The sequence below is a fragment of the Leptolyngbya sp. 7M genome, from assembly GCF_018128485.1.
On sequence record NZ_CP070897.1, the window covers coordinates 1677647 to 1703746 of the forward strand.

33 protein-coding genes are annotated in these 26100 nt (G+C 49.8%); 16 read left to right on the forward strand and 17 right to left on the reverse strand.

Annotated features, from left to right (window positions below):
- The first annotated feature begins 23 nt into the window (after positions 1–23).
- Together JVX88_RS07950 and JVX88_RS07955 are read left to right on the forward strand one after the other, a co-directional pair.
- Positions 24–170 (forward strand): four helix bundle protein, encoded by a 147-nt coding sequence (locus JVX88_RS07950; RefSeq protein ID WP_211626801.1) that lies wholly within the window; start codon positions 24–26, stop codon positions 168–170.
- An 89-nt stretch (positions 171–259) separates the two neighbouring features.
- Positions 260–901, forward strand: coding sequence for a DUF1572 family protein (locus tag JVX88_RS07955; protein WP_211626802.1), 642 nt, complete (start codon positions 260–262; stop codon positions 899–901).
- A 14-nt stretch (positions 902–915) separates the two neighbouring features.
- Here the strand turns inward: JVX88_RS07955 and JVX88_RS07960 are convergent, their stop codons facing one another.
- A complete protein-coding gene (locus JVX88_RS07960; RefSeq protein ID WP_211626803.1) occupies positions 916–1218 on the reverse strand; it encodes a hypothetical protein in 303 nt (100 codons plus the stop codon).
- A gap of 210 nt (positions 1219–1428) precedes the next feature.
- Between JVX88_RS07960 and JVX88_RS07965 the strand changes: the two genes are divergently transcribed.
- A complete protein-coding gene (locus tag JVX88_RS07965; protein ID WP_211626804.1) occupies positions 1429–2601 on the forward strand; it encodes a 1-deoxy-D-xylulose-5-phosphate reductoisomerase in 1173 nt (390 codons plus the stop codon).
- A 60-nt stretch (positions 2602–2661) separates the two neighbouring features.
- A complete protein-coding gene (locus tag JVX88_RS07970) occupies positions 2662–3015 on the forward strand; it encodes a site-2 protease family protein (RefSeq protein WP_211626805.1) in 354 nt (117 codons plus the stop codon).
- Here the strand turns inward: JVX88_RS07970 and JVX88_RS07975 are convergent.
- The gene (locus tag JVX88_RS07975) at positions 2949–3479 is read right to left on the reverse strand and encodes an MFS transporter (RefSeq protein ID WP_211626806.1); all 531 of its coding nucleotides are present in this window, start codon (positions 3477–3479) and stop codon (positions 2949–2951) included. The genes JVX88_RS07970 and JVX88_RS07975 overlap by 67 nt on opposite strands.
- A 409-nt stretch (positions 3480–3888) precedes the next feature.
- On the opposite strand from JVX88_RS07975, the gene JVX88_RS07980 reads away from it, so the two are divergent.
- The 3 genes from JVX88_RS07980 to JVX88_RS07990 all read left to right on the forward strand — a co-directional run bounded on the left by JVX88_RS07980 (position 3889) and on the right by JVX88_RS07990 (position 7791).
- Positions 3889–5661, forward strand: a complete 1773-nt coding sequence (locus tag JVX88_RS07980) for an FG-GAP repeat domain-containing protein (protein WP_211626807.1) — start codon at positions 3889–3891, stop codon at positions 5659–5661.
- A gap of 119 nt (positions 5662–5780) precedes the next feature.
- Positions 5781–6779, forward strand: a complete 999-nt coding sequence (locus JVX88_RS07985; protein WP_211626808.1) for a sugar phosphate nucleotidyltransferase — start codon at positions 5781–5783, stop codon at positions 6777–6779.
- Between the two features lie 13 nt (positions 6780–6792).
- Entirely contained in the window at positions 6793–7791 is a 999-nt protein-coding gene (locus JVX88_RS07990; RefSeq protein WP_211626809.1) for an aminoglycoside phosphotransferase family protein, read from the forward strand.
- Between the two features lie 43 nt (positions 7792–7834).
- Here JVX88_RS07990 and JVX88_RS07995 read toward each other — a convergent pair whose 3' ends face one another.
- Positions 7835–8281 (reverse strand): single-stranded DNA-binding protein, encoded by a 447-nt coding sequence (locus JVX88_RS07995; RefSeq protein WP_211626810.1) that lies wholly within the window; start codon positions 8279–8281, stop codon positions 7835–7837.
- A 50-nt stretch (positions 8282–8331) separates the two neighbouring features.
- On the opposite strand from JVX88_RS07995, the gene JVX88_RS08000 reads away from it, so the two are divergent.
- The gene (locus tag JVX88_RS08000; protein WP_211626811.1) at positions 8332–9555 is read left to right on the forward strand and encodes a PQQ-binding-like beta-propeller repeat protein; all 1224 of its coding nucleotides are present in this window, start codon (positions 8332–8334) and stop codon (positions 9553–9555) included.
- Between the two features lie 52 nt (positions 9556–9607).
- Here the strand turns inward: JVX88_RS08000 and JVX88_RS08005 are convergent, their stop codons facing one another.
- From JVX88_RS08005 to JVX88_RS08025, 6 genes are all read right to left on the reverse strand, one after another.
- A complete protein-coding gene (locus tag JVX88_RS08005; RefSeq protein ID WP_211626812.1) occupies positions 9608–9838 on the reverse strand; it encodes a YdcH family protein in 231 nt (76 codons plus the stop codon).
- A gap of 99 nt (positions 9839–9937) precedes the next feature.
- Positions 9938–10144 (reverse strand): GNAT family N-acetyltransferase, encoded by a 207-nt coding sequence (locus JVX88_RS43920; protein WP_410503755.1) that lies wholly within the window; start codon positions 10142–10144, stop codon positions 9938–9940.
- Complete coding sequence (locus JVX88_RS08010; RefSeq protein ID WP_211626813.1) at positions 10102–10809, reverse strand: histone deacetylase family protein; 708 nt, start codon at positions 10807–10809, stop codon at positions 10102–10104. The genes JVX88_RS43920 and JVX88_RS08010 overlap by 43 nt, the downstream gene beginning before the upstream one ends.
- A gap of 64 nt (positions 10810–10873) precedes the next feature.
- On the reverse strand, positions 10874–12046 hold the full coding sequence (locus JVX88_RS08015; protein WP_211626814.1) for an NAD(P)/FAD-dependent oxidoreductase: 1173 nt from the start codon (positions 12044–12046) through the stop codon (positions 10874–10876).
- Positions 12043–12465, reverse strand: coding sequence for a VOC family protein (locus JVX88_RS08020; RefSeq protein WP_211626815.1), 423 nt, complete (start codon positions 12463–12465; stop codon positions 12043–12045). Before JVX88_RS08020 ends, JVX88_RS08015 begins: the two co-directional genes overlap by 4 nt.
- A 278-nt stretch (positions 12466–12743) precedes the next feature.
- Entirely contained in the window at positions 12744–12980 is a 237-nt protein-coding gene (locus tag JVX88_RS08025; RefSeq protein ID WP_211626816.1) for a thioredoxin family protein, read from the reverse strand.
- Positions 12981–13129: 149 nt separating this feature from the next.
- Here JVX88_RS08025 and JVX88_RS08030 point away from each other — a divergent pair, with 149 nt between their 5' ends.
- Entirely contained in the window at positions 13130–13453 is a 324-nt protein-coding gene (locus JVX88_RS08030) for a winged helix-turn-helix transcriptional regulator (RefSeq protein ID WP_211626817.1), read from the forward strand.
- Positions 13454–13556: 103 nt separating this feature from the next.
- Here the strand turns inward: JVX88_RS08030 and JVX88_RS08035 are convergent, their stop codons facing one another.
- Entirely contained in the window at positions 13557–13910 is a 354-nt protein-coding gene (locus JVX88_RS08035) for a YqjD family protein (RefSeq protein WP_211626818.1), read from the reverse strand.
- Positions 13911–14195: 285 nt separating this feature from the next.
- On the opposite strand from JVX88_RS08035, the gene JVX88_RS08040 reads away from it, so the two are divergent.
- From JVX88_RS08040 to JVX88_RS08070, 7 genes are all read left to right on the forward strand, one after another.
- Positions 14196–14858 carry a TetR/AcrR family transcriptional regulator gene (locus tag JVX88_RS08040; protein ID WP_211626819.1) on the forward strand — a complete coding sequence of 221 codons (663 nt, stop codon included), beginning with the start codon at positions 14196–14198 and terminating at the stop codon, positions 14856–14858.
- A 34-nt stretch (positions 14859–14892) separates the two neighbouring features.
- On the forward strand, positions 14893–16221 hold the full coding sequence (locus JVX88_RS08045) for an efflux RND transporter periplasmic adaptor subunit (RefSeq protein ID WP_211626820.1): 1329 nt from the start codon (positions 14893–14895) through the stop codon (positions 16219–16221).
- Positions 16222–16294: 73 nt separating this feature from the next.
- Positions 16295–17218, forward strand: coding sequence for an efflux RND transporter permease subunit (locus tag JVX88_RS08050; RefSeq protein WP_211626821.1), 924 nt, complete (start codon positions 16295–16297; stop codon positions 17216–17218).
- Positions 17215–17622 carry a kelch repeat-containing protein gene (locus tag JVX88_RS08055; RefSeq protein ID WP_211626822.1) on the forward strand — a complete coding sequence of 136 codons (408 nt, stop codon included), beginning with the start codon at positions 17215–17217 and terminating at the stop codon, positions 17620–17622. The genes JVX88_RS08050 and JVX88_RS08055 overlap by 4 nt, the downstream gene beginning before the upstream one ends.
- Before the next feature lie 330 nt (positions 17623–17952).
- Positions 17953–19677 (forward strand): DUF885 family protein, encoded by a 1725-nt coding sequence (locus JVX88_RS08060; RefSeq protein ID WP_211626823.1) that lies wholly within the window; start codon positions 17953–17955, stop codon positions 19675–19677.
- Positions 19678–19697: 20 nt separating this feature from the next.
- Positions 19698–20351, forward strand: a complete 654-nt coding sequence (locus JVX88_RS08065; RefSeq protein ID WP_211626824.1) for a DUF305 domain-containing protein — start codon at positions 19698–19700, stop codon at positions 20349–20351.
- A gap of 226 nt (positions 20352–20577) precedes the next feature.
- A complete protein-coding gene (locus tag JVX88_RS08070; protein WP_211626825.1) occupies positions 20578–20790 on the forward strand; it encodes a hypothetical protein in 213 nt (70 codons plus the stop codon).
- A gap of 183 nt (positions 20791–20973) precedes the next feature.
- Here the strand turns inward: JVX88_RS08070 and JVX88_RS08075 are convergent, their stop codons facing one another.
- From JVX88_RS08075 to era, 7 genes are all read right to left on the reverse strand, one after another.
- Positions 20974–21987, reverse strand: coding sequence for a zinc-dependent alcohol dehydrogenase family protein (locus JVX88_RS08075; protein ID WP_211626826.1), 1014 nt, complete (start codon positions 21985–21987; stop codon positions 20974–20976).
- An 87-nt stretch (positions 21988–22074) separates the two neighbouring features.
- Complete coding sequence (locus JVX88_RS08080) at positions 22075–22737, reverse strand: YceI family protein (RefSeq protein ID WP_211626827.1); 663 nt, start codon at positions 22735–22737, stop codon at positions 22075–22077.
- Between the two features lie 37 nt (positions 22738–22774).
- Entirely contained in the window at positions 22775–22912 is a 138-nt protein-coding gene (locus JVX88_RS08085) for a hypothetical protein (protein WP_211626828.1), read from the reverse strand.
- A gap of 84 nt (positions 22913–22996) precedes the next feature.
- Positions 22997–23422 (reverse strand): Rrf2 family transcriptional regulator, encoded by a 426-nt coding sequence (locus tag JVX88_RS08090; RefSeq protein ID WP_211626829.1) that lies wholly within the window; start codon positions 23420–23422, stop codon positions 22997–22999.
- Between the two features lie 84 nt (positions 23423–23506).
- Entirely contained in the window at positions 23507–24202 is a 696-nt protein-coding gene (locus JVX88_RS08095) for an FAD-dependent oxidoreductase (RefSeq protein WP_225931358.1), read from the reverse strand.
- Positions 24175–25125 (reverse strand): 50S ribosomal protein L11 methyltransferase, encoded by a 951-nt coding sequence (locus tag JVX88_RS08100; protein ID WP_211626831.1) that lies wholly within the window; start codon positions 25123–25125, stop codon positions 24175–24177. The genes JVX88_RS08095 and JVX88_RS08100 overlap by 28 nt, the downstream gene beginning before the upstream one ends.
- Positions 25122–26033 (reverse strand): GTPase Era, encoded by a 912-nt coding sequence (gene era, locus JVX88_RS08105; protein WP_211626832.1) that lies wholly within the window; start codon positions 26031–26033, stop codon positions 25122–25124. Before era ends, JVX88_RS08100 begins: the two co-directional genes overlap by 4 nt.
- Positions 26034–26100 lie beyond the last annotated feature (67 nt).

Genomic DNA, 26100 nt, shown 5'->3' on the forward strand with positions numbered 1-26100 from the left:
AGCTGTTAGTTTGAGGGAAACAAATGCAGGATCGTAAGAGTCTGAACGTATGGCAGCACGAACAAGACCTTACACTTATTAACTACAAGCTGACCGGTGATCTCCCGCAGGAAGAGGCCTTCGTTATTCGGCATTCGCTGCAAAGGAACGCTGTTGATATTCCTGCGTAGATCACTGAGGGTGCGCAAAGACGAATGACGCAGAATTCGCTTGGAACGTAAACAATGCATTGTCGCCTTCCAGCGGGGGAGGGTGCAAGATGCCGGCGGGTTTCCAGTGCAGCTTAATGGAGTTCAAAGGCAAGAGGGCTATAAACTTGATCGAGAATTATTTAAGTGATGTTGTTGGGTCTTTTCGGAGCTATAAGCGGCTTGCCGAGCGCGCTTTGGAACAGATCAACGATGAAGAGTTTTTTGCTCAGATCGACGAGGAATCAAACTCTATTGCCATTATTGTGAAGCACATTGCCGGCAATCAGCGGTCCCGCTGGCGCGATTTCTTGACGAGCGATGGCGAGAAGCCGGACCGTGATCGCGATACAGAATTCGAGTTGATCGGAGACACTAGAGCATCTCTGATGGACCATTGGGAGCTGGGTTGGCAAACGCTTTTTCATGCGCTTGAGATATTGTCGCCCGAAGACCTGGAACGAACGGTTATGATCCGTGGCGAACCGCACACCGTCGTTGAAGCGATAAATCGACAGCTTACGCATTATTCGTATCACATTGGACAGATCGTTTTTCTGGCAAAGCATCTAAAGGCAAGCGAATGGAAGTCGCTGAGTGTGCCTCGAAATAGTTCGGCGGCATTCAATCGGTTCATTGCAGAAAGAGCAGGAACCGGAGGCGAGCGAAAACGCCAGATGGATTCTGCGATGGAATTTGGGGAGAGTACCTGATAACAGGTGAGTATCTAGCGAATACGGACTCGACTTACCACTTTTGTCTGCACTCGGCCATTCGGCAATCGTGTAACGCGGATGGTCTCACGGTAGGTTCGGCCCCACCTTCGGACTATACGCGTTTGGTAATAAGTTATCGGACGACGGTTGTTCCAACGGCGGTCGTTGCCCCGTCCTCTGCCGCGACGCTGCTGTCCTTCCCAAAACTGGGTTGATTCGGACACCGCTGTCGCTGATGACGAATTTGCTTTGGCAACCGGCGTGAGCACAAATGCTGTTATCAGCATTAAAGGAAAAATGACCAATTTTTTCATAAACTAACCTCCAGCAAAAATTTTTACCGCACCATCTGGTGCGTTCCACTGTGTGTATCAACCCAAAACGAATCTACAAATTCACGAATTGCGAAGACATCGATAGTAGATCGCAATGTTTTAATACACTCCATATGGAGAGCACAGAATGAAACCGCAAGTCTTGTGCCGTTATGAGCGGCCGTGTGCTAATCTAAAGAACGTTTTCGTATGAGATCTATTTCCATTCTGGGCTCGACGGGCTCTATCGGCCGCAGCACGCTGGAGGTTGTCGAACATCTAGGCGACTTTCGGATAGTAGCTATGGCAGCCGGGCGAAATATGCAAACCTTCGCCGAACAGATCGCCCGTTTTCGCCCAGAACTCGTAGCATGTGATGATTCTGCATGTTTGGAAGTTCTAAAGCAGGAGCTTGATCGTCTTGGCTCCCCGCTTCCCAATGTTGAATTGAATTCTGAGGGTTTGGTCGCAGTCGCCACCCATCCTGATGTTGAAACCGTTGTTTCGGCTACGGTTGGAGCGGTCGGCTTCGTCCCGACGCTTCGAGCAATCGAGGCCGGAAAGCGAATCGCCCTTGCTAACAAAGAGACGCTTGTAATGGCCGGCGAGCTAATGACCGCGGCAGCCGCTAAGAGCGGAGCGGAGATATTGCCGGTCGATAGCGAACACAACGCTATCCATCAATGCCTTCGTGGTGAGCGGCCAAAGGAGGTTCGGCGGCTGATCCTGACGGCATCTGGCGGGCCGTTTCGAACGAAGACCAAAGAAGAGATGGCGAATGCTACGCGGGAAGAAGCATTGAATCATCCCAACTGGTCGATGGGGGAAAAGATCACCATCGATTCGGCAACGCTGATGAATAAGGGCCTTGAGGTGATCGAGGCAAAGTGGCTCTTCGGATTTGATGCCGATCAGATCTCCGTTATCGTTCATCCGCAGTCGGTCATTCATTCGATGGTAGAAATGATCGATGGTTCGATCATTGCCCAACTTGGCGTGACGGATATGAAGCATCCGATACAATATGCTCTTACTTATCCGGACCGAATGCAGAACTGTCTCGAACCGCTAGATCTGGCTGGATTAAGGACGCTGACCTTCGAAGAACCAGACCTTGACCGTTTCCCGTGCCTAGGGCTTGCGTACGACGCTTTAACACGCGGCGGAACTATGCCTGCGGTCCTTAATGCGGCTAACGAAGTGGCGGTGCGGGCGTTCCTTGACGGTAAGATCCGTCTCGATACTATCGCCGAATTGAACCGTGCGGTGATGGCGGAACACGATCCGGTCGATGCATCTTCGCTTAACTCAGTTCTTTCAGCAGATGAATGGGCTCGCGAACGCGCTATAATAAAGATCGAAAAGCAAGCCGCAGCGAATTGATTACAACGTGCTTCGGCCATAAAGTTTCTAAACTATTCGCTTTGAAAGCGAGCTATTAATATGCCTGAGATCGTAATACTTATTCTGGCCGTCATTTTCGTGCTGGGTGTTGCCATCAATATACACGAATTTGGCCACTTCATCGTCGCAAAGCTCTTTGGGATGAGGGTCGAGGCCTATTCATTCTTCGGCTTGGGCCCACGCGTTTGGGGTTTTAAGAAGGGGCATACTGACTACCGTATCTCCGCAATACCGCTCGGCGCGTATGTGAAGCTTTACGGAGATGATGTAACGGCACCGCTTGAGGGTGGTTCATCAGACGAGGAGCGCGTGCCGGAATCGGAGCTTTATGAGCTGCGGCCCCGCTGGCAGAAATTTCTTGTGATGTTGGGCGGGCCCTTTATGAACCCATAACTGGAAACACGATCGCGATTGTCTTCAGTGGTCAGATCAACAAGGAATGCGTTGTAGAAAACGTTTGCCGCCGCAAAGCACATATTCGAGACGATCAGGATCAAGCTCACGGCAATATAAGATTCAGTGACAAAAAACAATAGTGCGCTCACGATGACACCCGTATAACTAAAGAACGCCATCATTCTTTTTTTCAGATGCGTGTAATCCGCTATTGCTCCGAGGATCGGAAGCATAAGCACCATTGAGATAACAGAGATAGCTAAACAGAACGCCGGAAGTCCCTTTGATGTAATGTTTACAACACCGAGGTTTAGAACTGTCCCATCTTCGCCTACTGCCTTTGTTGCGAGAGCGATAAGATAGGGGCCGATCAAGACACTTATGGTCGTGGTGTAAAAGGCCGAGTTAGCCCAGTCATACACCATCCAGCCGAATATCTGACGGCGATCGTTTTTCTTCATAATTAAGTTCTACGCTTTCGGTTGTGTGTTTAAAATGCTGCTCTACTACTATGCGGTTCTCCCTTTTAAGGGATCTGGAAAAAGATCCTGCTTTTGGAGCTATGGCAACGTTAAGTTGATAGCAGCCGACTGTCAAGAGAACAGGAACTGCCGGACGAAGGGGCGGGTTCAAGTCAGATTTATATTCGGACTTTGATTCTTCGATCGCATCCGGAACCAGGTCTCGCTCGCCTCCCCTATTCGTAAAATGGCTTCCACAAAACCTTGACAATCCGCCGAAAATAGATATAAATTCATACAGCAGTTCCTGTAAGTAATTTATTTGTCGCATTTCGCATTAAACGATAATCAGATCTTGAGGTTTTAAGATCGTGAATCGTAGATTTTCAATATAGTTTAGGAGGGGAAAATGTCTCTGTCAGATTCGTTTGCTAAATTTCGTTTCTTAATCATAGGTTTCGCCGTGATAACATTTGCCGCGGCGGTGTTGCTGTTTGGAGTGGAGTGGGAAACGGTTGAAGCCCAAACCAAATCCGGAACGGACAAGGGAAGGCCAACATCATTGTTAGCAACATTCCCAGGCTCTAACACCGGGGCAATTCCAGATGGCCCGGCGGGCTGTGGCTCAGCCGGCCCAGTAAGAGACGTTACATTCAACGTAACCGGTATTTCCGGAGCACCTTCATTAGTTGAGGTAAATATGACTTTCGGGTCACCTAACCACACATGGATGGGTGATGTTTCAGCGGTCCTGATTGCGCCGAACGGTGCTTCACACACAGTTTTCGCGAGGACTGGAGCAACAACGGCTACCTCATGCGGTTTTAGTTCCGATCTCGGCGGGACTTATAATTTTGCCGATTCTGCTTCCTCCCCTCCATCGGGTGGATGGTGGCAGGCCGCAGCGTTGCCAGGAGTCGTGCCGGCTGGCACCTATCGCACCACAAATAGCGGCGGTGCCGGAGCAACAAATCCGATGCCGCCGACAAATATGACCCCAGCGTTTGCCTCAGTGGCCAACCCAAATGGAACATGGACGCTTCGTTTTACGGATTTCGGTGGCGGTGATACAGGTGCCGTTACGGCTGCGAATCTCACTATTCAAGGTGCTTCGGTCCCGTCTGGGCCAACCAATGTGGATTTCGATGGTGATGGCAAAACCGACTATTCGATCGCTCGTGCCGTAGCTGCGGCTGCTATCAATGAAGGTCCGACTTACTATCCTGATGGTGCGGGTACGATACGCGAAAAGCTTCGCCGCCAGGCAGAACGGGGTGAGATCCCGGTTGAATCAGATCTCGGTCCGGGAACTAGCATCGAGTGGTACACAAGCAATAGCGGAAACGGTTCGGTCAGCATAGCCGCATTTGGTAATGCTTCAACGGACTTCATTGTGCCTAATGACTACGATGGCGACGGAAAGACGGATATTGCTGTATGGCGTCCCGCAGCTCCGACCGTTGCGGCTTTCTATATCTTTGAAAGTTCAACCCAAACCGTTAGGACGGAATTATTTGGACAAACCGGAGACGATCCAGCCATCACCGGTGACTATGATGGAGACGGTAAAGCCGACGTTGCAACGTATCGTTGCCCAGCATTTGGTAGTGGCGATGGACAATGTTATTTCTTCTATCGCGGAAGCAACAACAATCCGGGCGGAAACATAACATATGTCCCATGGGGATTTGGTGAAACTGGTGACTTTTATGTCAATCCTGGTGATTTCGATGGGGATGGTAAATATGATTTCTGCATTCAGCGGGCAAATCCAAGCGCCCCCTCCCAGGGACAGTTCGTTTTGCTGCGATCCTCGGACTTCTCAGTAAGATGGCTCGATTTTGGAACCTCGAGCGATTTCATTCTGCCGGGCGATTACAACGGTGATGGGAAGGCTGACCTAATGGTTCGTAGGACTATAAGCTCACAGCGCTTCCATTTCCTTTGGGTCACGGATACTCCTATTACATCCAGCACGACGACCATATTCGGTACTGTTGGTGACCAGAGCGCTCCGGGTGATTATGATGGAGACGGCAAGACGGATATTGCTGTACGCAGACCAAATGCCAATCCGGATGCTAACTTCTTCTGGGTATTGAGGTCGAGTGATGGAGCGGTGGTCAATTTTGAGTGGGGGATCCAGCCGGACATCGCTGTCGCTGGTTGGAACGTCCACTGATCTATGAGGCTCTGTTCCTGTCGGAACGGGGTATAATCCTCTCCTTTTGCAGGGGCCGCAGTTGCGGCCTCTACATTTTTGTGCTCAATTAGCTAATATCGCCTGTCGGCGTTTATCAGATGAAAGCAATGATACTTGCCGCAGGATTTGGCACGCGGCTTTTCCCATTAACTATTGACAGGACTAAACCGGCCATCCCGTTCCTTGGCAAACCCCTTGTCGGTTATGTCGCAGAATATATCGCTCGCTTTGGATTCAAAGAAATAGTTGTAAATCTGCACCATCAGCCGGATTCCGTTATTCGGGCTCTGGGCGACGGCAGTGCTTTTGGCGTCCATATTGAATATTCGCTGGAAGAACCGGAGATACTCGGGACAGCCGGAGCCTTGGACAATGCCCGACATTTGCTTGGTGATGAGGCCTTCTTGATCGTGAATGGAAAGATCATTTCAGACATTGACATCACTGCAGCTGTAGAAACACACAGGCGGTCAAACGCAATAGCAACAATGGTACTTAAGCCGAATATCAAACGGGAACGATTTACCGTTGTCGAGACCGCTGAAGGTTATGTAACAGCTTTTGGCGGGATGGCCGAGCCGCTTACGGAAGTGGAGATCCGCGATACAGATCAACTCCCAAGATCGCCGCTAATGTTTACCGGAATTCATATTCTGGAGCCGCGTGTGTTTGATTACATACCAAAGGGACAGTTCTCCGACATTGTGTCTAATATCTATCGTCCCGCTCTTGCTGATGGCGAAAAGATAGCTGCCCACATAACCGATGGAAACTGGTATGAACTTTCCACCATTCCTCGATATTTGGATATATCACTTGCGATGATGGTTGATCAGAGCGTATTTACTGGAAAAGGTTGTAGTATCTCGTCTGAATCGTCCGTTCGTGATTCCGTCATTTGGGACGATGTTACGATCGAAGCAGGTTCGGCTCTTTATCGTACTATCGTTGCAGACGGAGTTGTGATCAGAAAAGGTGAGCATTTTGAGAACTCTGCTATTGTCCGAGCAGATATGGTGCGGAACTGTGACGAGATTCCTGAGAAGTCATTGAAAGGCTATTTTCAAGGCGAGAATTTCATTGTGCCATTCGGCTAAACTCCTATTTGATATGTTGGATCACACCTCGCGATTGCGCCAATTTCTGAGTTCTCGTCAGCTCCAGCCAAATTTTAAGCAACTTACTGCCGACGCATCGACCCGCGAATATTTTCGCATTCTCGATAATGACCACAGTGTAATCGCTTGTGTATATCCAGAACCATTTAAGATCCGTGAGCAGACATACATTGAAGTTACAGAGCTTTTTTTAGCCGCAGGATTGCCCGTAGCCAAGATATTAGATGTTGACGAGTTGCAAGGAATTATACTTATCGAGGATCTGGGTGATCGAATCCTACGTGAGGAATTGGAATGCTCCGACGAGACGCGGCGAAATGAGCTAATTGACAGTTCGATCAGACTTATTGCAAGGATACAAGCAGCTTCCCAACTTGCGATCGAGCGTCAATCTGTCGTGTCAAGACTTAAATTTGATGTGGAAAAGCTTTTGTGGGAACTGAACTTTTTCCGCGAACATTATTTTACAACTTATCGCAAAAGGCCTCTACCAGCTGACGTGGACGATGCCCTGATAGATGAATTTACAAAGATCGCGGGGTGGCTTGCCTCAAGAGCCGACGTTCTGTGCCATCGTGATTTCCACGCTGCAAATCTGATGCTTCGGGGCAATGATGAGCTTTTCATCATCGACCATCAGGATGCCCGGTTCGGTTCGGCCTCTTATGATCTTGTTTCCCTCCTGTTGGATAGAATAACCGAATTACCGAGCTCCGAATGGCTTATCGAAAAGCAGCGACTTCTGCTTGAATTAAGAACTGGTCTGGGTCTTCCCGAGATAGATGAAGCCGCGTTCGCGGAAGAATTCCGTGTCCAGAGCATTCAACGCTGCTTGAAAGCTGTCGGAACCTTTTCCTTCCAAGCCACTCTGCGGGGAAAAACCTATTTCATCCCTTACATTGGACCTATGCTCTATATTGTTCTTCGCTCCCTGAAAAACACGGATGATCTCCCCGCCTTACGATCGGTATTAGAGGCTGAAACAAGATAGAAGCTAGAGCCACGGGCCGCCTGTTCATTTTGAAAGGTAAGATCTAAAAGGGAATATCATCATCTATGTTTGATGGTGTGCTCGCGGGTGGCGCGGCAGATGAGGAATGGGACGAGGCTGGACCAGCAAACTCTGGAGCATCATCGGAGCGTGGAGCGTCCCCGCGGGATCCGATGAATCGCATATCCGTCGCCTGCACTTGTAATGTTTGGCGAGTATTTCCATCACGATCCGTCCATTCTTCGAGCCCAAGGCGGCCTTCAATATACACCTGACTTCCCTTCTTAAGATACTTTGCGGCATTCTCCGCAAGATTCCTCCACAGGGTAACCCGAAACCAAGTGGTAACATCCTGGTATTCACCTGATCTATCACGCTTCCGCTCATTGGTTGCGATAGATACATCACAAACCGCGTCGCCGGACGGGGTGTAACGAAGCTCAGGATCGCGGCCCAGGTTTCCAACTATGATTATCTTGTTAAATGACATTTTGTAGAGAGTTCTCCATTGTTAGAATAATTTCAGGCAAACTTTAGGGGATGTTACATTCATCAATCAATCACGGTCAAGTACGGCTTCAAAAACTATTGAAATATGCCGTGATCGTTACTGTTCCTGAAATTAAGACCTTGCTGATAAACCTCACGATTCTTGGTCCACATGCCGCCTTCATCCTGCGATGGTCGCTCGCGGCGGCCTGTATCTTTGCATTCTTCCAAACAAATACGATCGCGCAGGAAAACGACTCAAAGGCGATAACAACGGAAAAATGCTGGGAATATATACCAGATGATCCCGATACTGTAACGAGTTCTCTCGCAGGCTCCTTACTACTTCTAAAAGGACAAAGCGGACGTTTAGAAGCCGTCAATTCGCACGACGGTACGAAAGAATGGTCTGTAGAGATAGGGGGAGAGATCATCTCACGTCCCGTTTACTACAACGAACGGATCTATCTTGTTTCCGCCGCGTCATCCCCCAACGGCACCGGGAAAAAATCTGTACACCTTCGGTCAATAAGTTCAATGACCGGTCTTCCGATCGCGATGACTGAGCTGCCTGCCTCTGATTCTTATGTGCTCCAAACCGGCGATGGCCGAATAATGGCTATTGGCTCAAGCGGGAATCTGAACGCATTTGATCTGGACCTCAAACGCGAATGGAATATCTTGATCGGGGGAGCCGTAACTGCTGGTCCCATCAAGTTCAAAGACGGTGCAACATTCGCGTCCGATGATAGTGTGATCCGGCACGTGTCATTAATCACAGGCGAAATACTAGACAGGTTTCCCGGCGACAGCCTTCCAACATCCATTGCCCGCGATGCGAATGGAACGATATATCTCGGTGATGATAGAGGAAGGCTTTATCGCATTGATCCGGCAGCAGGAAAGGTTATCTGGACATTCAAAAGCGGCGGACGTTTTGAGAGCATCATTTCTGCAAACGGGCACATTCTTGCTGCCTCGGTTGATAATTTTCTCTATAAGGTCTCCGCTTCCCGCGGCAGCGTTGTATGGAAACGAAGGCTTCCGGGACGAATCCTTGGAGATCCATTAACAGGATCTGATTTTCTTATAGTTAGTGTTGTTGGTGAGGGCTCGGCTTATATAATCGAATCCGATAAGGGAAAGATCGTTGGGAAAATAAATTTTGACGATAACTTAACACCGATCACCGCGCCAGTCGCCTCAGACAATGGAATAATGATATTCAACCTGCCTGGAAAGGTCACAGCTTATCGCTTAGGTACGTGCAAATAAAATGAAAGGCGGCACAGAAGCGCCGCCATATGGAAAATGGTCAAAAAAACCTCTAGTGAGACGTTTGATAATCATGCATCATCGCATATATCTCGTCTTTAACCATCAATTTCTTTTTCTTAAGTGTGGATTCTTCTAGCTGTTCGTCTTCGCTGGGATAGGTTAGGCCGGACAATTGGGCGAGCCTCTCTTCGTAACTCTGATGCCGGTTTACAAGGTCGCGAAATGTTGGATTTGTTTTCAGCAATTCGTCCCTTACCGGATCAGAAATCGACATGTCCATAGCGCAATGTTCCTCACTTTTCAAAGTTTTTCACAAGCAGTCCGGCGACTGCCTGATCCGCCTGTGTAAATCCCATCTTATCCGAATACGTTGCCGGATTCAAGAGATATTAACTTCCCGTAACAAAAAATATCGGTCCAACACCAGACACATTATCAGCGAATCATCGATAGGGTCATTGTAGAAACCGCGTCTCGTACCTACGGTTTCAAAACCGAAACTCGCGTAAAATGCCTGAGCCGTTAGATTTGCTTTTCGGACATCTAGCCATATGTTGCAAACACCTTCTCTGCGGCACTTTTCCAAAAAACGGAAGTATGGGCTCGAAGCGGCAGGTTCATCGTTGTGCCAAGGCCTTTACCCTGTCCGGTCTCACCACGAGAACCAGTTCCGGGATACCAAGGATATTGATGCATTGAGAAAAAGTGTACTTTCGGATCGGAGTAGAAGATGCCCTGAGTCCCGTTTCCGTGGTGCACATCCCAATCGATTATCGCCACGCGTTCGATCTCCTGATATTTGTTCTGCGCATAGCGAGCCGCAACGGCAACATTATTAAAAAGGCAGAATCCCATTGCTCGTTCAGCGGTCGCGTGATGCCCAGGCGGGCGAACGGCAACAAAAGCATTTCGTGTCCGGCCTAACACAACTTCATCAACCGCGGCGATAGCTCCACCTGCGGCGAAAAGCGCGGCATCAAATGACTGCAATGAGATCACTGTGTCGGCATCCAGCCGATCGTTGCCTTCAGCAAATGCGGACTCCACCTTCTTGAAATGCTCCTTCGTGTGGGCCGCCTGGACATAGCCTTGCGATGCCTTTGCTGGCGTGACCTCTTTTAGTGAAAACCAGAACTCGCGATCGCGTTTTAGCGCGTCGATCACAACTCGATATCGCTCGGGCATTTCGGGATGCCCCGGTCCCGTATCATGCGTTTCGTAGATCGGATGATGAATAATAGCGGTGACCATATTTAGAATTTAACGCAAAAGAGCAACTCAACTAAGTCGATCTGCCCGGTCATCAGAATGCAGTTCAGATGAATGCGGCTTCTCGAAGCAATTCACCTTTGTTAAACCGATCCAGTGAAAGACAGGAAACATCAATAAATCTGGCGCGGCCATCGCAGATGATCTCAGCCAACGCACGTCCCGTCGCCGGAGAATGCATAACGCCGTGTCCCGAGAAACCGACCGCAAGATATAGACCATCGACATCGCACCCGCCGAGGATCGCATGATGATCCGGCGTATTTTCATAGAGTCCTGCTCGGCATTTCTCTCGCAAAACAATGCTATCTGCTAAAAAAGGAGCTCTATGTCTTGCATGTGCATAAACCTTGTCAATAAACCCTTCGTTAAAATCGGTATCGAACCCTGACCTCTCATCAGGATCGGGGTATGCGAATAGTACTTCGCGTTCAGTATCGAATGTCCCGCCGCGAAAATCCCTTGCCGGCCGAAAGTGAAATCCCGAGCCAATATCTATGACCATTGGCAAGTGCGGATCGATCGGTTCTTCTGTCCTTGCCCAAACGATCTGCCGCCGCTGTGGTTCGACCGGGACATTGATCCCCGCGGTCGCCGCGATCTCACGTGCCCACGCACCGCTGCAAACAACGACGCCTGCACAATCAATGCGGCCTTTTGATGTTTCGACACCAATGATCTTTCCCTGCTGCGAGATCAAGGATGTAACATCACAGTTAAACTCGATCTTCGCACCGTTTCTTAACGCAGCCTCAGTGAATCCGCGCATTATCGCAAGCGGGTTGACAAAACCGTCCTGCTTTCCGAATACACCACCGACAATATCTTCACAATGCAATCCGGGAACGATCTCTTTTATCGCATCAACATCGACCGGAGAAACCCCGCGAACGCCGAGTTCTCTCTGACGCTCTGTATTTGCCTTTAGATATTCGAGCTGGTCTTTAGTCGTAGCAAAGAAAAGATATCCTTTCGGTTCGTACTCGCAATCAAACTCCCAATTCTTTAGAAAATCTAGCGAATAAAGCGACATCCTGATGTTGATGTCGGTCTCGAATTGAGCACGGACGCCGCCGGTAGCAGCACCGGTAGAGCCAGTTCCCTGCACGTTTGCCCGTTCAAGAATAAGTACATCGCGGTATCCCCGTTCAGTCAAATGAAAAGCGACGGATGCCCCAACTACACCGCCGCCGATAATCACTATTTCAGCTTTGTTCACTTTGCGAAAACCGTCGAAAGATCTGCAAATCCTTTGAACTCAAGGGCGTTGCCGCTTGGATCGAGAAAGAACATCGTTGCCTGTTCACCGATCTCACCCTCGAATCGGATCTTCGGCTCGATGACGAACTCGACGCCTTTCGCCTTTAACCTGTCAGCCAACGCCTTCCATTCGGCCATCGGAAGAACGATCCCAAAATGCGGTACAGGAACGTGATCGGCATCTACGTTGTTGCTTGCTTTGACGCCGGCGCCACTTTCTGCAAGATGGGTAACGATCTGATGGCCGTAAAGGTTGAAATTTATCCAGCATTCAGAGCTGCGACCTTCTTCACATTCAAGAACCCCGCCATAAAATTCCCGTGCCTTCTGAAGATCGTCAACGGGAAAAGCAAGATGAAATAGGTTGTTCTCTGGCATATAAACTAGGTACTTTGTTCCGAAACGGCGTTTTTTTCTATTCCTGATGATACCTTATCTTGGCTAATAAACGGAGCCCCCTCCCCTGATTTGAGATGTCGGAATTAGCCCAATATTAATTTACTAATCGGCCAAAAATAACGATTTATCAGAGCGGAACCAATGAGGATCTTTATGGGTAGAGAAAGGTAAACGAGCGCATTTCACCTAGCTTTTCTCCTAGGTGACAGTCGGCAACAGCAAGAACGGTGACGCTATTTTTATTAATAGATTAATAGCTATTTCAGATCGGCGATAGAAGCTCCGAAGTTTATGTGATACGGTTTGCCGGCGATGACCATTGCCGGGACCGACTTTACGCCGTGTGCTTCGGCCTCTTCGATCCGGTCTTTTAACTCACCTAGATGAACTATCTCTACGTCAAAACGTGCAGGGTCGATCGACTCGGCGAGCGCCTGTTCGGCATCGACACAAACGGGACATCCGGCATGATAAAAAAGTGCTTTCACCTTCATTTGATATACTACTCCTTCTCAAGCTAATTTTTATGTGCGCTGTACGCAGTGATCTGAAGATAGCATCGCCGGAAAACCCTGAAAAGAGGGCACTTTTTGGTAACCCGGTTACTTTTTGGTGTTAATTTATGGAGCCAAAGCGTGAAAAAATGACAGAACGGCCACAGGTTCACCGGATGGTGGAGAACATCATCCGCTGCAAGTGGTCGCTTTCGGTTCTTGATCTCGTAAAAAATGGCGTAAATCGCCCGGGTGCGATGGAACGTGCGGTTGACGGACTAACAACAAAGGTTCTAAATGAAAGGCTCCGAAAACTTGTCAGATTCGGGATACTCGAGAAGACCACATTTCCGGAAGTGCCACTGCGTGTTGAGTATGAATTCACCGATTTCGGGCAAAGGTTCATCCGCCTGCTCGAAGCGATCGATGAATTGGAAGAAGAGATATCGAATACGATGGATCAAGCCTCATAGCCGGTGGAAAACAGGTAAGGCCGGTCCGGACCTATCGCGGATAAAAGCAAAAAGGGTTCTTGCGAAAGTTTCGCAAGAACCCTTTTTTCATTCGTGTGCAAGACTACTTTCGGCCTTTCAAAAGCCAGCCGATAACCAATCCGACCGCTGCAGAGATAAGAATCGTCTGCCCCGGCTTCTGCCGAGCATATTCCTTCGCATCTTCGATCAATTCCTTCGGGTCCTTATTTTGAAGCTCTTTGAACTTCTCTTCTGCGTACGCCAGTTTTTCGCTTGCATAGTCTTTGGCCCGAGCGGCCGCATCCTGAACCTTCTGCCCGTATTCCTGTGCCTGCATCTTTATATCTCCTAAAAATTCATCACGCTGAGCATCCCCGAACGGATCATTCTCGATCGGCACAAGGCTTTGCTCAAGCTCCTTTTCCGCCTTTTTTACCTCTTCTTCAAATTCTGACATCTCTCTCTTGAAACCTCCGCTCCAAAAATTCGCTCTGTTCAAACAAAAATGCATCTTGCGAACCCGTTTCTGATGATACAGCGAACTATAAAGGTTGTAACGATATTTGGATAAAAAAAGTTCGGTAATGGTTCAGCATCGGACCATTGCTTGCGAAATTTTGAGTCATTCGCTCGGCTTTTTTATGTCTTAGTTTACCAAGCGCTTGACAAGCGGTTCATGCATTTGCAAGTCTATGTTTTCTTATGTAAGTAAGCACTTACTTTACGGATCGGGGAGAGTTTTTTGATCAGCGAATTATTCAATTGTGACAAGACCAGCCGAATGAGCGGTGATGAGCGGCGCGAACAGATAATCGAGACCGCGGTAGAACTATTTTCAAAGAACGGTTTCAGCGGCACAACGACAAAAAAGATCGCCGAGGCCGCTGGCATCTCTGAAGCGATAATCTTCCGGCATTTTTCTTCAAAGGACGAACTGTATCAGGCGATACTTCATAGCAAAGTTTGCGAAGGCGGCGAGCACCAATTTCCTTGGGAAGGAAATTCGGAACTGCTCGCAGCGATGGAGCGTAATGACGATCTGGAAGTCTTCTACCAGCTTGCGGTCCGAGCGCTTGAAAAACATCAGGCAGATCAGGATTTTATGCGACTTGTCTTTTATTCGGCGCTTGAGGACCACAAGATGGCGCGTGATTTCGTCCGCGATTTCATCTCACGTCTTTACGATTTTATCGGCAGCTACATCGAAAAACGTCAAAAGGCGGGCGCGATGCGGAGGCTAAATCCGCGCATAGCAGTAAGAGCATTTATGGGAATGCTGATCCATCATTCACTGAACAATATTTTATGGGATCCGGAGCGAGCGCTTCTGGATATCACCACCGAAACCGCTGCACGGAATTTTGCGGAGATACTGGTCAATGGAATAAGTACCCGAGCGGCTTAAGGTATTTACCGGCCACTTAGGAAACGCAATAAAAATGAGATCAACAATTATACAAACTGGAATTTTTGCGGTACTGGTTTCAGCTTTTGCGTCGGGATGCGGTTCGCGCGTTGAGAAAAACACGAACACTGACGCGGCCGCAACATCGGTCGAAGTTACGACGGCACAGGCCACGCTTGTAAACATCCCAACCTATGTCGAAGCGACTGGCAATCTGGCGAGCGACGCACAGAGCGACGTTGCCCCCGCGGTCGGCGGAAAAATCGTTGAGGTAAATTTTGACATCGGAAGCTACGTTCAGCAGGGGGCGGTGCTTGTTCGGCTTGATCCGCGCGATGCGAACATTAGGCTTGAGCAGGCACGTGCACAGCTTGAACAGCAGCGGCAAGCGGTTCAGCAGGCAGAAGCAAACGTCGAACAGGCGATCGCGAACCTTCGGCAGACACAGGCACGGCTTGGGATAGCGGATGGGCAAACATTTCAGATAAAAGATTTTTCGCAGGTCAAGTCGATCACAGCACAACTCGAACTTGCGGAAAAAGAATTGCGAAGGGCAGAACGGCTTTTGGCAACGGGTGATATCTCACGTGCGCTATACGATCAAAGGAGATCGCAGCGCGACAGCCTGCTAGGTCAGCTGGATGAAGCACGCTCTAATGCCGCGGTCGCGATCAAAGCGATCGACACCGCTCGTGCCGCGGTAGATACGGCTCGCGCGGCGGTCGGACCGCTTCGTGCCGGAGTTGCCACGGCTCAAACTCAAGTTAACCAGGCGCAGAAGTCTGTATCAGACACCATAGTAACCGCTCCGATCAGCGGCTATGTTTCAGAACGAAATGCGGACGTTGGCGAATATATCTCACCGAACACGCCGAATGCGAAGCTCGCGACTATCGTCCGAACATCGACGCTTCGAGTAAAGATCGACATTCCTGAAGCCAACGTGGGCAAGGTAGCGACCGGACAAGGCGTTTCGGTCCAGGTAACGGCGTATCCTGACCGGAAGTTTGCAGGCTCGGTGGTCCGGATCGCTCCGAGCCTCAACCCGACCACGCGCGTTCTAAACGTTGAGGCAGAAGTTCAGAACGTTGACGGGCTACTAAAACCGGGCCAATTCGCCACGGTACGCATCACGCAATCCAAGCCGGAACCGGCCGTGATGATCCCCGTGACCGCGGTCCGTACGGTCGGCGATACGAATAGCGTATTCGTTATTAAGGACGGTGCCGCCCGCGAGGTGATCGTCCAGCTTGGGCTGCTCGAGAATGACATGATCCAGGTAAAGCGCGGGCTTGTCGAAGGCGACACGGTCGCGGTATCAAACATCGCTCAATTGACGGACGGTGTTTTTGTTAGGCAATGAAGGTTGCAGTTCAAGAGGCAGGGTTTCTAGTTTTACGCTTGGGGTTTCGCGGGATCTTAGCAAGTGAGAAGTTATGCAGTGGTTAGCCGAAATTTGTGTTAAAAGGCCGGTATTCGCGACGATGCTTATTCTCTCGCTCGTCGTGGTCGGGGTGTTCTCATTCTTCAGCTTAGGTGTGGATCTTTTCCCAAAGATCGATTTTCCGACACTGACAGTTACGGTGGTGAATCCGGGAGCATCGCCTGAAGAGATCGAGACCGAGATCACCGAAAAGATAGAAGAGGCCGTTAACACGGTCAGCGGGATCGATGAACTGCGCTCGTCGTCGATAGAAGGTATTTCGCAGGTGTTTGTCCAGTTCATTCTGGAGAAGGATGTGGAGGTAGCTTTTAACGAGGTCCAGCAAAAGGTTCAGCAGGTGATCCCAAATCTGCCTGAAACCGCAGAGCAACCGACGGTTCTTAAGCTAGATACGGACGCGGCACCCGTTTTGCGCGTAACCGTGTCCGGACCGACGGCTCTTCGCGAAGTTACCGAGGTCGCAAAGGAACGAATTAAGGAAAGGATCGAATCGATAAATGGCGTCGGGCAGATAACAATGATCGGCGGCCAGGAACGGCAGATAAATGTCTGGGTCGATCCGGACAAGATGCGTTCATATAACGTAACGCCGGCCGAGGTTTCGGCAGCTCTGCGGCTTCAGAACATTGAATTCCCTGCCGGTCGCTTGGACGAAGGTCAAAAGGAGACGGCCGTCCGCACGCTTGGAAAGATCCGCAAACCGGAAGAGTTTAATGAGGTAGTCGTTGCGACTCGCGGCGATTATCAAGTAAAGGTCAAGGATATTGGCTACGTTGAGGATGGTGCCGAAGAGATCCGCTCCGAAGCCCGTTTGAATGGCCGGCCGGCCGTCACGCTGATCGTTTCAAAGCAATCCGGACAGAACACGGTGGCCGTGATCCAAAGTCCGGCCGCTTCTCTGCCGCAGGAGAGATGACAATCAAACGTCACAAGCACGATGCCGTCCTTATTAAAGACGGTCGTGTTCTGATCATAGGCGGTTCAAATGAACGCGACAGCGCAGGGAAGTATCGCTCGGTCGAGGCGTTCGATCCCGCAAAAAATAAGTTCTCTGGTGTTGGCGAAATGAAAATGGAGCGGTTCAAACACATAGGAACATCCATACTTCTGCCGAATGGAAAGATATTGATCGCCGGCGGCGCGGATCGTGCCGAATTGTTTGATCCGGAAACCGGCAGATCCGAACTGGCAGAAGGTAAGCTTTCGGGCTATTCATCATTTTCAACCGCCACTCTTATGAAGGAGGGAGGCGTTCTTATCACCGGCGGCTACAACGACCAGATCGCCGTTGGCGCAACCGCCTATGTATTTGTACCGTAAGCTCGAAAAGCTGTACAAAATGGATTGATACGTAACTATATTTAAAAAGTTGAAATAAGTACTGAAAGTCACCCGCAAAAAACGGTCCGAGACATCCAGTCCTGAGCCTAATACTTTACGTCCAGAGTGATGCATTGGCGACAAGGCAGGAGTTCTTGCTATGTATGGCGGCAGTGCTCAGAGCTTCGACGTTGGCTTACCAAGGATGAGAGTTTGTTGTAGCAGACGTTAACATATCATATTTGGACACAGTGGATTTTGAGTTTAAGCCAATAGCTATTAGGTTATAGCTGTTGGCTTTTCCATACCTTTTACCTGGAATTGAATTCTATGACCAAATATCTCACGATCTTTTTCGTCTTCGTGTTTGCTTCCTCGTCCAATGGGTTTGGACAAAGCATCGTTACCGAAGCCCCCTCTCGGCTTCGGCAGATCATCGAAAACTTCGAGCAGGACCGCGGAGCATTCAATAGATGGTATTCGGCGGAAACATCTGAGGCGCGTCGCGAACGCTTTCGGCGTCTTTATTCTGACCGACTGGCTGACCTGCAGCGTTTGGATTTTGCCCGGTTAGAATATCACGAACAAGTTGACTACATTCTGTTTCAGAATCACCTCCGGCGCGAACTTGCAGAGCTTGACCGCAGTCTGGAGCAGTTCAATGAGATGCTGATGATCGTACAATTCGCACAGGTGATCAGCGATCTGGAAGACCAGCGGCGGCGCCTGGAAACGATCGATGCCGAAAAGACCGCAGAGACGCTCGACGCTTTAGCGGCCAAGATCCGGGATACACAGCGGTCATTTGAGAATGGGACATACGCGAAACCGAAGCAAACTGTCGCGTATCGGGCGGTTCGCACGCTTCAATCGCTAAGGACAACTCTTCGGAACTGGTACAACTTTCATAACGGTTACGACCCAACATTTTCCTGGTGGAACAAGAAACCTTATGAGGCCGCGGACCAGGCACTGCAGCGATATACAGAATTTGTATCAAATCGCCTGGTCGGCATCTCACCGGACGACAGGACGACCATCATCGGCGACCCGATCGGACGTGAAGCTCTTATCCGCGAGCTGGAATATGAGATGATCCCGTATTCCCCCGAAGAACTTGTCGAGATCGCCAACAAAGAATTCGAATGGTGCGTGGCTGAGTTCAAGAAAGCCTCACGTGAGATGGGCTTTGGCGACGATTATATGAAGGCGATCGAGGCCGTCAAGCGAAAATATGTTGAGCCGGGCAAACAGCCAGCACTCATTCGCGATCAGGCTCGTGAAGCGATCGAGTATGTAAAAAAGAACGACCTTGTTACCGTAACGCCTGAAATGGAAGAGACATGGCGAATGGAGATGATGTCGCCGGAAAGACAATTGGTCGCGCCATTCTTTCTCGGCGGCGAAACTATAATCGTTGCGTATCCGACCGACACGATGACGCACGAGCAAAAGATGATGTCGCTCCGCGGCAATAACCCACATTTTGCCCGGGCCGTTACGCATCACGAGCTTATCCCTGGCCATCATATGCAGCAGTTTATGAATCGCCGCTACCGAACGTATCGAGGGCCATTTCGCACGCCCTTTTGGGGAGAAGGTTGGGCGTTGTATTGGGAATTCATTCTTTGGGATCGAGGTTTCGTCAAAACGCCTGAGGATAAGATTGGAGCTCTCTTCTGGCGCTCACATCGTGCGGCAAGGATAATCTTCTCGCTTAACTTTCACCTTGGCAAATGGACGCCGCAGGAATGTGTAGATCTGCTTGTTAACAAGGTTGGCCATGAACGCGAGAACGCTCTGGCTGAAGTTCGGCGCTCATTTTCTGGCGATTACGGCCCGCTTTATCAGATGGCCTATATGATGGGCGGACTGCAATTTTATCAGCTACATAAAGACCTTGTCGGATCGAAGAAGATGACAGACCGGCAGTTTCACGACGCGATCTTGAAAGAAGGATCTATACCGGTAGAAATGGTACGAGCCATATTGACCAAACAGCCGCTAACACGAGATTTTAAGACGAACTGGCGATTCTATCCTGTAGGCAAATAGATCAAACAGCTTTCTGATATATGAGATACACAGCATTGATTCTTTTCTTTTTGTTTTCCATCGGCTGCAGTGGACACGGGGAAAATGACGGCCATGACCATTCAGCACATCTTGATCCGAAAAGCTCCAATTCTGCAGTCGATCACGGCTCAATGGACCATTCATCTATGGATCATTCAAAGATGGAAAGTTCTCCGGGTGCTGCCGATGCCCCCCAGGAACTGCAGTTCATTGATACAATGATCGCTCACCATCAGGGAGCAATAGATATGGCCCGCCTTGCAAAGGAACGTACCGATAACAAACAAATGCTCACCTTTGCCGAGGGCATCATTAATGCACAGGAGCGCGAGATAGCTGAGATGCGTCGCTGGCGTGCAAATTGGTTTGATGGTAAGCCGCCGGCAGTGAACATGGATCTTCCCGGAATGCGGGAAGGAATGGACGACATGGATCTTAAGAAACTCGGCGGACTAAAGGGCAGTGAATTTGATCTTGAGTTCATTCGGCAGATGATCCCGCATCACGAAGGCGCCGTAAAGATGGCAGCAGCCCTGAAAGCCAGGAAAGAGTTCGGCGATCTAAAGAAACTTGCTGAAACGATCAAAAAGGATCAGACCGGCGAGATAACCCAAATGCGCAAATGGCAGGCCGAATGGGAAAAGAAGCCGTGATAATCCATTTCTCTTAGCTGCGAACGTAATCTTCTCACAAAGAGATCAGTCTTATCTTTAGAGTGTATTAAAGTGGTACGCAATGTTACCGAGCATTCCACCGTGCGCGACATAATCACTCGCTAACTTACTGCATTTACAACCTTTACGTGGAATGGCACGCCCATTGCCCGTTATTCTGCAGGCCAGCGGCCTTGGTATTTGACACGAGATCGAGGAGGGAGTTATGGCAAAAGATGTTATTTCGATCAATGGTGAAGAACGGGTAGTTCGTGAAGATACTGCAAAAGCATATCGCGGCGTTAACTGGGCACTTATAAGCATTGCTGCATTCATACTTATCGCCGCTCTCATGTTTTTTTCAGGAGTTCTGACGAACATCATTTGGGACCCCCAGCCGGGGACAGCACCACCCGCTGAGCGTCACGAAGGACCTTGATACCACCATGATCCGAAAGGAAGTTTCGCTTTTCACATCATATCAAGGGGCAACAAGGGGGAGATGTGAAAAGCTGGTCGCTCTGAAAGGGGCGACGTTGGGCGTTCGCGGTTTGAACGCCCGTTTTGTATTTTTCGGATAGTGACGTGTAGGCCATCCGATGCTTTCCGGCATCTACTGTATCTACTGTATCCGGATCACTAACTTTCCGAAATGCGATCCACCTTTCAGATACTCCAAAGCATCGCCTATCTCTTCCATATTGAACATTCGATCGATGACTGGATGAAATTCATTTGCCGCGATCGCCTTATTCATTTCCAAAAACATCTTTTTCGAACCGATAAAAATGCCCTGAAGTCGAACAGCTTTCATAAATGCCTGGATCGGGTCAAATGATTGTCCTTCACTTAATGCTCCGATCATCGCGATATGTCCTCCGAACGCCGCGGCATTGACCGAACGTGGGAGCGTCCCAGCACCGCCCACCTCTACAACATGATCAACACCGCTCCCGCCGGTAAGCTCAATTACCTTTTTGTCCCATGTCACTTCCGCACGATAGTTGATGACCTCATCAGCGCCAAGTTGCTTTAACCGTGCGAGCTTTTCATCATCACTTGACGTCGATATCACGAAAGCTCCGGCAAGCTTAGCGAATTGAAGGGCGAAGATCGATACGCCGCCGCTTCCTAACGTAAGGACGCTCTGTCCCGGCCGGATCTTTCCGCTGACCAATAAAGCGTTCCAAGCAGTTAGTGCAGCACAAGGAAGTGTTGAGGCTTCTTCGAACGAGAGGTGGTCGGGAATACTGAGAACCGAATCCGCATCGAAACAAGCGAATTCCCTCAACACGCCATCCCAGTCCGCGCCGGCGCCTAATGACGTCCGTCGCTTCTCGGCCGATGGAGGACCATCGAACCACTTCTGTACAAGCAACGGCATCACGCGGTCGCCCGGTTTCCACTCGGTGATCTCACTTCCCACCTCAACGATCTCGCCGGCACCGTCAGAAAGCGGAACTGCCGGAAGCTTCATTCGCGGGTTATAGGTTCCGCTAACGACCATATAGTCGCGGTAGTTCAGCGAAGCCGCTCTTAGCCGGACCAATACGTCCCGCGGCCCCGGCTTCGGAACCTCACGATCGACCAAGGCAAGCTTTTCGATCCCGAACTCTCTTATCTCAAATGCTTTCATCTGGTGGATACCGCAACGGAACAGCTTGCTGCGTGTTGAGAAGACAGAAGACAATACAGCATCCCACCGTTCCGTTGCGGCAAGCCTCTAGTTTTTGCGAGGTGTTTTCAGATCGAGCTTGATAACAACTAGATCGCGAATAAGGTCATTCGCCATTCCGGCATAGTTGATACCGAAATCTTTCCTGTTGACCGAAAACTCGGCATTAACCATTACTTCATGCTCGCTGATCTTGATCGTGGCAGGAAAACTTATCGATCTTGTAACACCATGAAGCGTGAGATCGCCGGCTACGTTGAAGCTGTCGGCTCCCTTTGCCGTATCAGCTACGATCTTGGTCGAACGGAAGGACGACTTTGGGAATTTCTCAACATCGAAGAAATCGGCCTTTTTTAAGTGCTCTGTAAGTCCGTCAGCATCTGTGAAGACCGAAGCCATATCGATCTCGACAAAAACGCTGCTATCTTCAGCCTTGCCGTTCACAAGATCGATAGTGCCGGTAAACTGATTGAAACCACCATCGTGCTTTCCGGTAACTTTCGAACCGACAAACTCTATCTTGGAGTTGTCCGGCGCAACCGCAAGAGCATCGCCGCGGATCTCCGGTTTAGGTGCCGTGTTGACAGGTTGAGCTGTTGGTTGTGAGTTGACCGATTCAGAAACGGTCGCGGCCGGCTTGTTCGCGGCCGGATCCTCACAGGCCGCGACAAAAAGTGAAAGGGCAATAACAATCAATGAGGTATATTTCATCAAACTACTCCTTGTCATCTGTATTCTTATCAAAATATCACTGAACCAAGCGCTGTAGAAACAGGCTGATCCTAAGTATCACCGGATAAAGACGCATCAACTCCGAGGACAGATTCAAGAGAACCGTCGCCGGTCCGTGCGGATTTGCTGCGCATTCTGCATATGTTCTGCACATATGACCTCCCTTGCTCGAAAACTTCCCAGGCTCGAAAATCTGATCTGTTTGTAACTGTGTCTGCTACAGATCAGGGTAAAATTTTTATGCCGCCTTCGTCGCAACCTCATCAAAAATGCTTTGAAGCGTATATCCGGCAAGCTTTTGATCTATGCTCTTGTCTATCTCCTTCTGCAGATTGCAAAGGACAGCTTCGATATTCCGGCCAACAGGACAATCCTTGTTTGGAGATGTGGGCCGGAGTGCAAAAACCTCTCCGCAGGAAACCGCCTTATAGATCTCCGAGAGCGTGATCTCGTTCGGGCAACGGGCCAATCGCGTTCCGCCTGTGGCACCTGTCTGTGATACGACCAGCTTCGCCTGACTTAACTGGCTAAGCAGCCTGCGTATGACCACTGGATTGGTGTTTACGCTTGTTGCGATGCGATCAGATTTGACATTCTCGTCGCGCGAACCGGCCAGCATCGCCAATACGTGCACCGCCATCGAGAACTGACTATTCGCCGCCATAACTGTAACGAGTATAGTTACAAATTCTTTTATTGTCAACTATCTGATTATGATGTCGACCTTCACAGGACAGCTACCCTGACCCTACATATGAATCGTGAGGTCGTGGACGCCTTCGGCGGCTTCCATAACGGATTCGCTGACGGTTGGGTGTGCGTGGATGACGCGGCCGAGCTCGTCTGCGGTCGTTTCCAGAGTCATGGCGACGCAGGCTTCGGCGAGCAGTTCGGTCGCGTGCGGGCCGATGATGTGGACGCCGAGCACCTCATCGTATTTTTTCTCTGAGACGATCTTAACAAAGCCGTCGGTCTCGCCGAGGATGCGTGCCTTGCCCGAGGCTGAGAATGGAAACTTGCCGACCTTCACGTCATAGCCGGCTTCTTTCGCCTTTTCTTCGGTCAGGCCGACGCTTGCGACTTCGGGGTCGCAATAGGTGCAGTTCGGGACGAGGTTCTGTTTGATCGGCTCAACCTTTTTGCCGGCAATCTTTTCGACAACGAGGATGCCTTCCTTCGAGGCGAGGTGCGCGAGCCAGGCGGTGTCGATGACGTCGCCGATGGCGTAAACGTTAGGCTCGTCGGTTTCGCAAAACTCATTTACCTTTACGGTGCCGCGAGGATTTACGACGACCTTCGTCTTTTCGAGTCCGAGACCTTCGAGATACGGCATACGGCCGACGGCGACTAGCAACATTTCGGCTTCGAATGAGATCCCTATCGCGGTGCCAAAGCCGGAAAAGTAATGGAAACCGCCTACATCATTACTGTTACGGATATCCACTCACCTAATTGTTTTGACCTTACAGATGTGACCGAGCGTCGTTCCAGCTCCATCAGTATCTGATCTTCCTGCTCCGCCAGAATGCCGGAAAGTATAAGTATGCGTAATGTCGTCGCGAGCAGATCATCCAACAGCGGGATGATGACGTCGATCGTCAAATTCGCGATCACAACGTCAAACCTTCTTTTCGTTTCGATGCGGGAACTGCCAATAAACTCAATATCGGCTGCAACATCATTTAGGTCGGCGTTGTCGCGAGCGATCTTCAATGAAGCCGCATCTGCCTCAATGGCAACGATCGTGTGAGAGGATCCTGGCTGAGCTTGCGGTTGAAGTTCACTGGTTTTTCTGTTTCCTGTTTGACTCAAAAAGCTTTTTGACTCATCACGCTTAAGCAATGCCGCCGCTATCGCGAGTATGCCCGTGCCGGTGCCGACATCGAGCACGTGGTCATCCGGCATAAGCAACCTTTCGATCTCAAGCAAACAAAGCTGCGTGGTCGGGTGAGTGCCGGTCCCGAATGCCATATTCGGTTCGATGCGAATGAGAATGCTGCCGTCCGGTTCGACATCTTCCCAAGGCGGACAAACCAAAAAGCGTCCGATCTGCGTCGGTTTCCAATACTTTTTCCATTCCGCAAGCCAGTCCCTCTCTTCCTGTATGCCAGCTTCGATATCAAGTATCGCATCAAACGACACACCCAATTCATTTAGTGTTGTTTCAAGCAAGGTGCGGAACTCTGAAACATCCGTCACTTCATCAAAGTAACCGATCGTTATCATTGATCGGGCATCCTTTTTGCCCAAACGGTCGGAACTGCTTCCAATTGAGCCATGCATATCAAGTGCATGTTCAACGGCCTCCGCGGCCTCTGGCCTAGACAAGACCGATATGTACGACCATGTGCCTTTTACCTCGTTCATTTGCCCGACCTCGAACGAACTCCTATCTCGTCAAGACGACTCTCACTATTTCGCCAGTCCTCGACAACTTTCACAAAAAGCTGCAAATTCACCTGGCGGCCGAGCAATGATTCGATGTCTGCCCTTGCTTCTGTACCTATCTTTTTCAGCTTAACCCCGCCTTTTCCGATAATGATGCCTTTTTGAGATTCCCGTTCAACATAGATCGCGCAGTAGATGTTTGGCCGTTCGGGATCGGTCTCATCCCATCTTTCGGTAACAACCGCCGTTACATACGGGATCTCCTCACCGGTGTTCTGCAGTATCTTCTCGCGGACCATTTCGGCTGCGATGGTACGCATTGATTGGTCCGTTAATTCATCTCCTTCAAATAGCGGCGAGCCAGACGGTAAATGTTCAATTATCAAATCGAGTAAAACATCAACAGCCTCATCCTTGAGAGCAGAGACGGGAATGACTTCTTGAAATTCATACTCAGTTCTGTAAAGCTCGATCAGCGGAAGCAGCTCCGCCTTTTTCTTGATCTTATCTATCTTGTTGAGAACAAGGATCGCGGGTTTTGCTGATCGTTTTACCATCTCAAGGACGAAACGGTCGCCATTGCCGGTCGAAACGCTTGCATCGCGCATCAATACAACAAGATCCACAGATAAAAGGGCATCGTTAACGGCTGCCATCATTCGCCGATTTAAAAGATGTCCGGGTTTGTGTACACCCGGAGTGTCGATAAAGACCGCCTGCCCTCTTTCGGACGTGTAAATACCTTTTATCTCGTGGCGTGTGGTCTGGGGCTTGTTCGATACGGCTGCTATTTTTTCTCCCACGATACGGTTGAGAAGCGTTGATTTTCCGGCGTTAGGCCGTCCGATCAATGCAACATAGCCGCTATGGGATACAATATCAGTCATTTAATAAAAACTAACAGATTTATCACATCCAGCGAAGTTGCGGCTATCGACGTCATCACAATTGCAT